The sequence below is a fragment of the Halobacteriovorax sp. genome, assembly GCF_041587335.1.
Classification (GTDB): Bacteria; Bdellovibrionota; Bacteriovoracia; order Bacteriovoracales; family Bacteriovoracaceae; genus Halobacteriovorax.
In genome coordinates this window covers 1-10,551 of sequence record NZ_JBFGYP010000109.1, presented here as the reverse complement: position 1 = coordinate 10,551, position 10,551 = coordinate 1, and the positions used below count along the sequence as shown (strand labels likewise).

The following is a 10,551-nucleotide window of genomic DNA, read 5'->3' as shown; positions in this document are numbered from 1 at the left end:
TCCTGAATCAAATCAAGAGGTCGTAGAAATGTGTCGCATAAAATACGGTGCGAGCTTCCCTATATCTAAAAAAGTAATCGTTCTTGGAAAGAATAAGCATCCATTTATAAAATATATTCAAAACTCTTCAAAAGGTAGTGACATAAAGTGGAATTTTGAAAAGTTTCTCTTTGATAAAAAAGGGAAATTTCTAAAAAGGTTTGACTCTGCAGTACTCCCTCTTAGCGCTGAGCTAGAAGAAGAAATAAAGAAAGCATTATAGTATATACTTTAACGCAGGCATGCCTCTATCACTTCAACGAGTTTTTCAAGCTCAATTGGTTTTGTTAAGAAGTGATCCATTCCAGACTCTAAGCATATATCACGGTCCTCCTTCATAGCACTCGCAGTCAAGGCTACAATGACGGGTCTCTTATCTCCATATTTTTTAACAATTTCTTTTGTGGCCTCTACTCCATCTAGAACAGGCATATGTTTATCCATAAATATTAAGTCAACTTGGTTCTTTTCTAAATAATCAAGGGCCAGCTGTCCATTACCAACAACATCACATTCTAATCCAAGTTTTTTTAAAAACTTTTTAAGAACCATTTGATTTACTAAATTATCTTCAACAATTAAAACTCTAAGGTCAGATACTTTTTGAGGGATAATTTCTTTTGCAGAAGTAAAGTTTAGTTTTCCTACAGTGTTATTACCTCCAACTCTTATCTCTCCAACCTCTTCTAACTCAACGGCAAAAATAAATTCAGTCCCCTCTCCAACAACACTCTCAACATTAATCTCACCGTTCATAATCTCTGCGAGCCCCTTACATATAGTGAGTCCAAGACCAGTTCCACCATACTTTCGTGTCGTAGATCCATCCACTTGAGAGAATGACTTAAAAAGCTTTTTGATACCTTCTTTAGAAATGCCAATTCCATTATCTTTAATAGAAAACTTAATCATATTCTTTTGCTCATCTAATTTTACTTTAGAGACATGTATATCGACATTGCTCTTTGAAAATTTAATAGCGTTTGAGATTAAATTACTTAAAAGTTGCTTAATCTTTTCTCTGTCACCATTTACAAAAAGCGGTACTTCATCATCAATCTGAAGGTTTACAACCTTTCCAATCTCGCTTGCATTAACACTAAAAAGATTAACAACATTTCTAATCGCATATTGAAGATTAAAAGGATAAATCTCAAGCTCAACCTTACCAACTTCAAGTTTTGAAAAGTCTAAAATATCATTAATAAGTCTTAATAATGAGACTCCACAACTACTTACAGTTTCTAATAATTTTAAATCTTCATCTCTTTTACAACTATCTATAAGCAGATTCGTACACGAAATAATTCCATTCATAGGCGTTCTAATTTCATGACTCATATTTGCAAGAAACAAACTCTTTGCCCTACTCGCTTCACCAGCTGCCTGTTCAGCTTGCTTACGGAACTCGACTTCCTCTTTCATTTGATTGTTAATTTCATTTAGCTCAAGATTTTTATCTTCGTACTTTTTTGTTGCTTTTTTAGCTAATGATAGAGCTCTTATATTGGAACGAGATAAGAAGAGAAAAATTATAAAGAGTAAAATATCAATCAATATACCAAAGAATAATATTAATAGTGGTTGAGCCTGGCTTATAGAATTATTAAAACTCTTTGCACTTTTAACAGATATAGACCACACTCTTCCATATAAGTTAACCTTATACTTTTTTTGAAATAATGGATTTGGATCAAAATCAATCTCTGCTTCATCATGTTCATTATAGAGAACAAAGTCTTCATCTAGGATACTAATTCCGACATGCCTTTTTTTTCTATCTAGAGTCCCCTCCATCAGCTTTTTAAATATAAATGGAGCGTAAACATGTCCTACAAAATTCTTTCTTCTATTTTCTAAAGTTGAACTATCTCCAGAATAAAATGGAGTAAAGAGCAAAAGGCCAGGAGTTCTTTCTGCATCTTGAACTAGTTGAATTGGGCCAGTCATATGAGCTTCTCCTGAATCACGCGCCTTCTTTGCAGCAGTCAGTCTATTCTTCTCATGTGCCATATCTAACCCTAGAGCTTTTCTATTAACATCAACTGGTTCAATATTTGTGATAGGCCAAAATTCATCTTTATCGTGCTTAGGATAAACTCGAAAATCTGGATAGACTTCTTGTTGCCTCTTTGTAAATCTCTTAACTTCTTCCTTATCGAGCTTTAATATAATTCCAATTCCATTAATACCAGGATACTTTTCAACAAGGTTTAAATGCCTAGAAAATCTTCTCCACTCCTCGTTTGAAATCTTTCCACTATGAGAATGAATGGCAGATACACCACTCCATAGAGTATCTTCATACTTTTTCATTCTTTCAGTAATCAACTCTATTACTTGATTAGATTCTTTAGTGAATTGTAGATAATTTTTTTCATCGACTTGTGCTTTTGAGAAATACCAAGCAGCTATAGTTAGTAAACCTGATAGAAATAAGACGACCCAATGGATATTTCTAAGCCTACCAATACCAAATATATTTTTCTCAATCTTCTCACTCATAAACTCTCCACATATCATTATATACATAAAAATTTATTGAGAAAGTTGTTTATAAATTAATAGAGAATAAATGTGATTACATTAATAACTTCAAGAGTTTAAGGTAATTCCTAATAGAATATTACATACCATGGTATTTATATATATTATCGTCAAATTCGATATTTGAGAAATAGCCAACAGACCTTCTTATCTTGAAGTATTCAAGCCAGCTAGTATCAGTTGGTAAGCTCACATTAATTAAACAAGCTCCACTAAAGTCGACATTAGAGATATCTCCAGCAAGTGTAGCATTTGCAACAACTGTATTCTTTAGACTCAGCTTTTTACCATTAATTAACAAACTTCCACTAATTACAGCAGAGTTTTCAATTTTTGATTCATCGAATACTAACTCGTGTATAAAATTATGCATCAATATTTTCTCTACACTTGGGTTATGAAATGTCTCAGCTAAATCGTTTGGGACTTTATTAATTTGCTCATAATTCACACCGTGAAGCTTCATCAGGCACTTAGTCGCATCGACCTTCTCATGAGGATCAAGACCCTTAATATCCGCACCAAAAGACGATAGAGAAAGAGAGGATAAACAAATTAATAATAAACTTTTCATAAAAACTCCTACAGTCTAAGTATTTCTGCAAATCTTGATCCACTTATTAGTTTATTATTTCAGATAGATAGAAGGACTTAACTGTCAAAGAAACCTACAGCTGTCGTCTCTATAAACAAATAACTTCCCTATTCATTATCATGTTTACAATTAGTTACCCCCAACTTAATATTCCCTCTATGGAAAATGATTCACAAGTATGCCCAAAATGTAATTCACCTTACGGTTATAACGACGGAACTCTATGGGTTTGCCCAGAGTGTTTTCACGAATGGACTCTAAGCGTAGAAACTGAAGAAACTGTAGAAACAGCTAAATTCCTAGACTCAAATGGTGTCCAGCTTGAGAATGGCGATACAGTTTCTGTAATTAGAGATCTCAAGGCCGGGAAAACAACGATTAAGTCTGGTACTAAAGTTAAGAATATTAGACTTCTTGATGAGCCAGTAAATGATCACGACATCTCATGTAAAATTGATGGACATGGATCAATGTACTTAAAGTGCTCGGTAGTTAAGAAAGCTTAAGAAATACAATATAAACCATTTATATTACTAGTAGCCCTGTAGTATCGTACCTACTTGCCTAAATAAATATATAAAGTGTAAAATCTAAAGATACGCGCTATTAATAGCGCTTTACACGAACAGGATACTTTTTTGAAAAGAAGGGACTTCTTAAAATACTCAACGCTCTTAGCTGCAACAAGTGGCCTAAGTAGTTGCTCAATATTGCATAAGCATTTTCATGATGCTTCTTGTAAGTCCTGCATCGACCCTTTTGCAAAGAAATCTACAACTAAAAGTACAATAATAACAACGACTCAACCAGACGAAGAGATTGTTAAAGGCTTAATGAAAGACGAGAGAATAAAAAGTAAGTACTTCTCTCAAGACTTCACTGACGATATTTTTCTTTCCAAAGAAAAGTACTTATTTGTACAAAAGCTTGTTGTTAAATTCAGAAAAGTTCAAAGATACGTGGGTCACGGAAACTTTAACCTACTCAGTGTAGATAACTTCTTTCTATTCACAGACGTCGCACCTAATTGTGAAACTATAACTACGGCCGAAAAAATATTTATGGAAGAGCTCTTCTACTTTGATGCTCAAAAGTATGGCTTTAAAGGTAATAAGACATCTCATAAACTAACTGACTCAATCTCTCGTAGAGAAGTTTCAAAAGTACCGTACTCTGGACACTTTCTAAAAAAAGATCAGTCTTTAAAGCTTTTTCAAAAAGTAAGAAATGATGTTGGTGATAGCTTAATACTAACCTCAGGAATTAGAGGTGTTGCAAAACAATTTCACTTATTTTTAGAAAAGACACTAGAGACAAAAGGAAACCTGTCAAAAGCATCAAGGTCTTTGGCCCCTCCAGGCTACTCATTTCATTACCTAGGAGATTTTGACGTTGGTAAGAAGAATATGGGTATGAAGAATTTTGATCAAGACTTTGCTGAGACAGATGAATTTAAAAGATTAGTTGATCTTGGCTATATCAATATTAGGTATACTCAAAGCAACACACTAGGTGTTCGCTTTGAGCCCTGGCATTTAAAAGTCTAGTTCATCCAACCATACTGAGATAAATACTCTTTTAACTTATTATATTTTTCAGAATCAACACAAGTTAGATCACCATCATTAACTTCTGCGACGATAGCAGCTTTAAAGTTTTTTGAAGCTTCTACGTCAAAAATATAACCATAAACATTTCCACCATCACAATAGTCTTCATGAGTTGTCACCATAAGGTACTGCTTACCAGTATTCTTGTCTTTTAAGTAAGTATTCATTAGGTTCATACATGGAGCATCAGTATTCATTGAATAACCTTCATAGGCCTCAATAACTTCAGTATTTACAGGTGCACTCCAACCAGTAAAAAGAACTTCAACAGCACTTGAATCTAAGTCATCATAAGTGTTAGATGATTCAACAAAGCTTGGAGCTACTGAGCAGTCATAAGCAGCACTAATGTTAAACGATAAAAATAGTAGTGTAGATAAAATCGATAGTTTCATTTTCTCTCCCAAAGAATATTAGTTTCCCTTTATTACCGTGGATGAATTGATACTTGAATTTCAAAATATACTTTATGAACTATTTACAAGTAGTTACTAATGCTATTCATCATCTTTTCGAAAACCAGATGGAATAATATTTATTCCTACTTTCTTTCCTAGCTTTACAATTATTGGAAGAGTCAAAGGAGCAAAAGGTAATACTAATAGAACTCCAAGTCCTAAGCTCGTTACAATTTCTCGAAACTGATTGTTGGCAATTTTCATTTCCTCTTTTGTGGCCAGTCCGCGAGAGTAACGGTGATAGATCGTGAACATTTCTTTTGTTTCTACACTCTCTCTAGCTAGCCCTTCTTTCAAAACTAATAAGGACCCTTTGATTCGCGCTAGCATTCCCTTTTTCTTTGAAGCAAAGAAAAGGATTAAACTTAAGTAAAAAGTTTCAATGCATTTCAAACGAAACATAATTAAAAACTCTCTCGCTTAGAAGAAATGATTAGATCAAAAATTGCATCTATATCACTCTTTTGTATTTCAGATAGACCATCTAATTCTGAACAGTCCTCATGAAATCTTTTTTGAATCTCTTTTGCTTTATTTCTTATTTTAAAATTTGCCCCTTCTGATACAGAGTCTACGATTCTCCACTTTAACTCATCTACGATATAAAAATAAGTATCATAACTCTTACTTCTCTCTAACTCTTGCTCAATAACTGTCACCAAATCCCACCAATCATTTTTTCTATATCTTCTAGAGTCATTGTACATCTGTGACAAACCTTACTATTCATTCAAATTTAATTCTTAATAAAACGCTATCTTTTACCATAACATATTTTAATAAGAAATATGCTAGAGACTAACTCAAGCCCCCCTAAGTAGCTAAAGTTATATAATCCTACCTAAATTTATATTAAGCAGAGAGACCATTGGGAGGGGAAAACTCAGCAGTCTCCCCCCAAAAACAGATAAAAAATCTTCTTACTAAACTTACTGGAGCTTCATATATAATTCTAAAAGAATAAATTATCGCTACAGTTTTATTAAGGTTTACTCTCACGAGTATTCATTTCTTTAAAAGCTTTATTCTCTTCACTTAATCTTTCACTATACCTATCAACTAAAAACTTACTATTGTCTCTTGTTAAGTAAGTAAACCTCATCAGTTCTTCCATAACATCGACAACTCTCTCTCTAAAAGGAGACTCTTTCATCGTTCCATCTTCATTAAACTCATTATAGGCCTTAGCAATAGAGGACTGATTAGGAATAGTAATCATTCTCATCCAACGCCCAAGAATACGTAAAGAGTTAACAGCATTAAAACTCTGTGACCCTCCACTAACTTGCATAACAGCAAGAGTTCTCCCTTGTGTAGGACGAACAGATCCCATAGTTAAAGGAATCCAATCAATTTGCATTTTCATTATTCCAGATATATTTCCATGTAACTCAGGAGAAGACCAAACCTGCCCCTCAGACCATAGACTGAGCTCTCTAAGCTCTTTCACCTTAGGATGATCTTCAGACTTACCATTATCAAATAATGGAAGCCCATGTGGGTTAAAGAACTTAACCTCTGCCCCCATATACTCAAGAATCCTTCCGGCCTCTTCAGCTGCGAGTCGAGAGAAAGATCTATCTCTAAGTGATCCGTACAGAACAAGTATTTTTGGTTTATGAGGGCTAACTTTAAGGCCCTCAGGAATTAGGTTAAATTTTTGATTAGATAGATAATTCATTAATATCTCCACTTGTTTGCAACCTTAACTAGGCTGAGCATAATAGGAACCTCTATAAGTACTCCTACTACAGTTGTAAGAGCTGCTCCCGAGTTTAAACCAAATAGTGAAATGGCCACTGCGACAGCGAGTTCGAAAAAGTTACTGGCCCCTATCATTGACCCTGGACTCAAGACACAATGAGCAAGTTTCATTTTCTTACCAATCCCCCAAGATAAAAAGAAAATGAAATAAGTTTGTATTGCTAAGGGAATTGCAATCAGTAATATATGAAAAGGATTGGCTAAAATCTTCTCTCCCTGGAAAGCAAAGAGAAGTACTAATGTACTTAGTAGAGCTATAATAGAAAGAGGTTTAAGCTTGGCCATAAACACTTCAGTAAACCACTTAATTCCTTTTGATTTAATTAAAACCTTATTCACTAAATATCCAGAGACCAAAGGTATGACTACAAAGATAACGACAGAGGAAATTAAAGTATCGTACGGAATTGTAATTGAAGTAACCCCAAGAAGAAATTTAACAATTGGTACAAAGGCTATTAGTAATATTAAATCATTAATAGCAACCTGAACTAAAGTATACTCAGGATCTCCTTTTGTAAGATAAGACCAAACAAATACCATGGCCGTACAAGGAGCTGCCCCTAAAAGAATTGCTCCCGCAATATACTCTTGAGCAAGCTCGGGACTAAGAAAAGCACTGTACACCTTATCAAAGAAGACCCATGCAAAAAAGGCCATAGTAAATGGCTTAACTAACCAGTTGATAATAACTGTAAGAGCAAGCCCCTTAGGAGACTTTCCAACTTTCATAATTGAAGAAAAATCAATTTGCACCATCATTGGAAAAATCATAAACCACACAAGGATTGCCACTGGGACATTCACAGTAGCAATATTCATACTACTTAATACAGAAATTGAATCCCCTAGGATTTTACCTAGAGTTATACCACCAACAATACACATTCCAACCCATAGAGTTAAATAGCGTTCAAAAAATCCCATTCTTTTATCCTTTTAGTTCTTCATTATTTAATATCATTTCTTTAATCTCATCTCTAACTCTACGGTAGACATCTAAAATTTCTTCCTCGTTAGTCATTTCTTTAGTCAGTCTTGGAGGGTCATCAAATCCTATATGAATGACTTTTCCACCAGGAAAGAATGGACAGTTCTCATGCGCGTCAGAACAAACAGTATAAACAAGGTCCATATTAATCTCTGCCAACTCATCAGTTATATTTGACTCATGAGAACTTATATCAACTCCTGCTTCTCTCATAACCTTCACAGCCTTTGGATTTAGTCCATGCTTCTTTGTTCCTGCAGAGTAAAAGTTAAAGTGCTCACTCTTTAGTTCTCTCCCCCATCCTTCGGCCATTTGAGAGCGACAAGAGTTCCCTGTACATAAAAATAAAACATTCTTTTTCATTTATTTTCCTTACTATTTATAAAACACTCTAAGACTGGACACTCACTTAAAGGTATACTTGTATCCTCACAACAGTTAGCTAAGTCCTTGAGTGACTTTTTCATTTTCTTAAGATCTTGTATTTTTTGTTCTATTTCTGATATTTTCTCTTCTGTTCTAAGAAGCACATCACTGCACTTGGCCTGATCTTTAATTCTAAGTTCTAAAAGTTCAACAGTCTCTTTAAGAGTAAAGCCTAACTCTTGTGACCTTTTAATAAACTTTACACGAGTGATATACTCCTCAGGATAATAACGAAAAGACCCGTCTTTCTTAGGCTGGACCAGGATCCCCTTTCTTTCATAGAATCGAATTGTTTCAACATTTACATTTGAGGCAGCTGCTAATTTGCCTATAGTTATTCTCTCTTTCATATTCATAATACACACCCCGTACCATAGTACGGAGTCAACGATTCATTTGCAATAAACTATAAGTCTTTTCCTCATTTTGGAGGCATCTCCGAAGAGGAAGATTAGACAGGATCTGGAATTTTCTATTTAAATTTAGCTACTTACAAATACACTTAGACAGAACGTGTCCCTTTCTTGACCGTAGAGTCAAATAAAAATAAAATAGATATATGAGTAGAACAACAGACTTCGATAAAGAAGAGACTATTACTAAAGCAATGAATATCTTTTGGACTAAGGGCTACGAGGGAACCACAATGAGGGACCTTCAAACAGCAACAGGACTTCAAAAGGGAAGTCTTTATAATACCTTCAAGTCTAAAGAGAACCTATTTCTACTATGCCTTGAAAAGTACGGAGCCAACTCAGCGACATTATTCTATGTAGATGGCGATCCAAAAAACTACATTAAAAAGTTCTTCAAGAGACTCGTAGATGAAGGTGTGAAAGAAGAAAATGTGAGCGGCTGCTTAATTATGAACTCATGCATAGAATTTTCTAATACTAAAAGTGCACCGGCCAAAAAATCCAAAGACCTCTTTGCTACAGTAGAGAAGAACTTTGAAAATGTCGTAAACGCTATAAAAAATAAAACTACACACGATACACATGAACTCAAAACAAATTTAATTACTGCGGCCTTCTCTATAAGAGAAATATCTAAGTTTAAAAAAGATAAGAAATTTCTAAAGCAAATAGCGAACAATGTTTTAAAAGAGTTAGATATAGCAATTTAACATTTTTTTACTCAGTTATTGACCAATCGGTCAAATATATAAGGAAATACTATGTCACTAAGTTTAGTTCTAAGTTCATTCTTTGCAGGAGTACTAACAATATTCTCTCCATGTATCCTGCCGATGGTTCCATTTGTCGTTAGATCATCTTTTCAAAAGTCAAAATGGGGGCCAGTACTATTAGCACTAGGAGTTGCTCTCAGCTTTTCAATATCTACATTTATTATCGCAACGTCAGGACAATTATTGGGACTTACACCTGATAACTTGAAAATACTTTCCGGTATATTTCTACTTTTAGCCTCCCTACTCTTTTTATTCCCTGTTCTAATAGATAAAATCTCACTTGCACTGTCTCCTATCAACAATAAAATACAAACGTTAACTAACAATAAAGAGACTGAGAGTCAGCCCGTCTATATGGAATTTATCAATGGTCTATTTTTAGGACCTATCTGGGCACCTTGTAGTGGGCCTACACTTGCAATTATTATTGGTATCATTATTAATAATCCAGAAACAAAATCTTCAATAGTACTCCTCGCAATCTTTTCGATAGGATCGATTCTACCAATTCTATTTTTCTCTTACGGTGCAAAATCCTTAGTCATGAAAATACAAAAGAAGAGTTTAGACAACTCTAAGTATACCAAGCTAGGTCTAGGTTTATTTTGCGGAGTCATGTCGATACTTATTTTAACTGGTCTAGATAAGAGTTTAGAAACAGCAATACTTAATATATTACCAGAAGCATTAACAAATATATCACTAACTATATAATAAAGGGGTTACCAAAATGAAGTATTTTTTACTAACAGTATTACTCACTCTTGGGATTAATTTACAGGCCAAAGAAGACAATAGTGCTAAGATCAACAAATTCGTGAAAGAAAATAAAAATGTACTTGTTCATGTTCACGCAACATGGTGTCCATCATGTAAAGTTCAAAAGAAGATACTAGACTCAATGAAAAATAAGAATTTTGAATTACTGG

14 protein-coding genes and 1 pseudogene are annotated in these 10,551 nt (G+C 34.2%); 6 read left to right on the top strand and 9 right to left on the bottom strand.

Annotated elements, in window-relative coordinates:
• Positions 1-262: pseudogene (locus ABX784_RS13080) on the top strand (glutathione peroxidase); the annotation flags it as partial.
• A gap of 8 nt (positions 263-270) precedes the next feature.
• Here the strand turns inward: ABX784_RS13080 and ABX784_RS13075 are convergent.
• Both ABX784_RS13075 and ABX784_RS13070 read right to left on the bottom strand, forming a co-directional pair.
• Positions 271-2,544, bottom strand: a complete 2,274-nt coding sequence (locus tag ABX784_RS13075; protein WP_372655503.1) for a CHASE domain-containing protein — start codon at positions 2,542-2,544, stop codon at positions 271-273.
• A 121-nt stretch (positions 2,545-2,665) separates the two neighbouring features.
• Positions 2,666-3,160 carry a hypothetical protein gene (locus ABX784_RS13070; RefSeq protein ID WP_372655502.1) on the bottom strand — a complete coding sequence of 165 codons (495 nt, stop codon included), beginning with the start codon at positions 3,158-3,160 and terminating at the stop codon, positions 2,666-2,668.
• A gap of 179 nt (positions 3,161-3,339) precedes the next feature.
• Here ABX784_RS13070 and ABX784_RS13065 point away from each other — a divergent pair, with 179 nt between their 5' ends.
• Both ABX784_RS13065 and ABX784_RS13060 read left to right on the top strand, forming a co-directional pair.
• Complete coding sequence (locus ABX784_RS13065; protein ID WP_372655501.1) at positions 3,340-3,687, top strand: zinc ribbon domain-containing protein YjdM; 348 nt, start codon at positions 3,340-3,342, stop codon at positions 3,685-3,687.
• 132 nt (positions 3,688-3,819) lie between these two features.
• Positions 3,820-4,728 (top strand): D-alanyl-D-alanine carboxypeptidase family protein, encoded by a 909-nt coding sequence (locus ABX784_RS13060; protein WP_372655500.1) that lies wholly within the window; start codon positions 3,820-3,822, stop codon positions 4,726-4,728.
• On the opposite strand, the gene ABX784_RS13055 is transcribed toward ABX784_RS13060, so the two are convergent.
• The 7 genes from ABX784_RS13055 to ABX784_RS13025 form a co-directional block, all read right to left on the bottom strand.
• Positions 4,725-5,186 (bottom strand): hypothetical protein, encoded by a 462-nt coding sequence (locus ABX784_RS13055; protein ID WP_372655499.1) that lies wholly within the window; start codon positions 5,184-5,186, stop codon positions 4,725-4,727. The genes ABX784_RS13060 and ABX784_RS13055 overlap by 4 nt on opposite strands.
• Positions 5,187-5,288: 102 nt before the next feature.
• A complete protein-coding gene (locus ABX784_RS13050; RefSeq protein WP_372655498.1) occupies positions 5,289-5,651 on the bottom strand; it encodes a hypothetical protein in 363 nt (120 codons plus the stop codon).
• Between the two features lie 2 nt (positions 5,652-5,653).
• Positions 5,654-5,956: a hypothetical protein gene (locus ABX784_RS13045; RefSeq protein ID WP_372655497.1), complete on the bottom strand. Its 303-nt coding sequence runs from the start codon at positions 5,954-5,956 to the stop codon at positions 5,654-5,656.
• Between the two features lie 275 nt (positions 5,957-6,231).
• On the bottom strand, positions 6,232-6,930 hold the full coding sequence (gene arsH, locus ABX784_RS13040; RefSeq protein WP_372655496.1) for an arsenical resistance protein ArsH: 699 nt from the start codon (positions 6,928-6,930) through the stop codon (positions 6,232-6,234).
• Entirely contained in the window at positions 6,930-7,940 is a 1,011-nt protein-coding gene (gene arsB / locus ABX784_RS13035; RefSeq protein ID WP_372655495.1) for an ACR3 family arsenite efflux transporter, read from the bottom strand. The genes arsH and arsB overlap by 1 nt, the downstream gene beginning before the upstream one ends.
• A gap of 4 nt (positions 7,941-7,944) precedes the next feature.
• On the bottom strand, positions 7,945-8,367 hold the full coding sequence (locus ABX784_RS13030; RefSeq protein ID WP_372655494.1) for an arsenate reductase ArsC: 423 nt from the start codon (positions 8,365-8,367) through the stop codon (positions 7,945-7,947).
• Positions 8,364-8,786, bottom strand: coding sequence for a MerR family DNA-binding protein (locus ABX784_RS13025; protein ID WP_372655493.1), 423 nt, complete (start codon positions 8,784-8,786; stop codon positions 8,364-8,366). Before ABX784_RS13025 ends, ABX784_RS13030 begins: the two co-directional genes overlap by 4 nt.
• A 203-nt stretch (positions 8,787-8,989) precedes the next feature.
• Here ABX784_RS13025 and ABX784_RS13020 point away from each other — a divergent pair, with 203 nt between their 5' ends.
• The 3 genes from ABX784_RS13020 to ABX784_RS13010 all read left to right on the top strand — a co-directional run.
• On the top strand, positions 8,990-9,556 hold the full coding sequence (locus tag ABX784_RS13020; protein WP_372655492.1) for a TetR/AcrR family transcriptional regulator: 567 nt from the start codon (positions 8,990-8,992) through the stop codon (positions 9,554-9,556).
• A 51-nt stretch (positions 9,557-9,607) separates the two neighbouring features.
• Positions 9,608-10,336 carry a cytochrome c biogenesis CcdA family protein gene (locus tag ABX784_RS13015; protein WP_372655491.1) on the top strand — a complete coding sequence of 243 codons (729 nt, stop codon included), beginning with the start codon at positions 9,608-9,610 and terminating at the stop codon, positions 10,334-10,336.
• A 16-nt stretch (positions 10,337-10,352) separates the two neighbouring features.
• Positions 10,353-10,551: thioredoxin family protein (locus tag ABX784_RS13010; RefSeq protein ID WP_372655490.1), on the top strand; the 199-nt coding region annotated here is incomplete at its 3' end.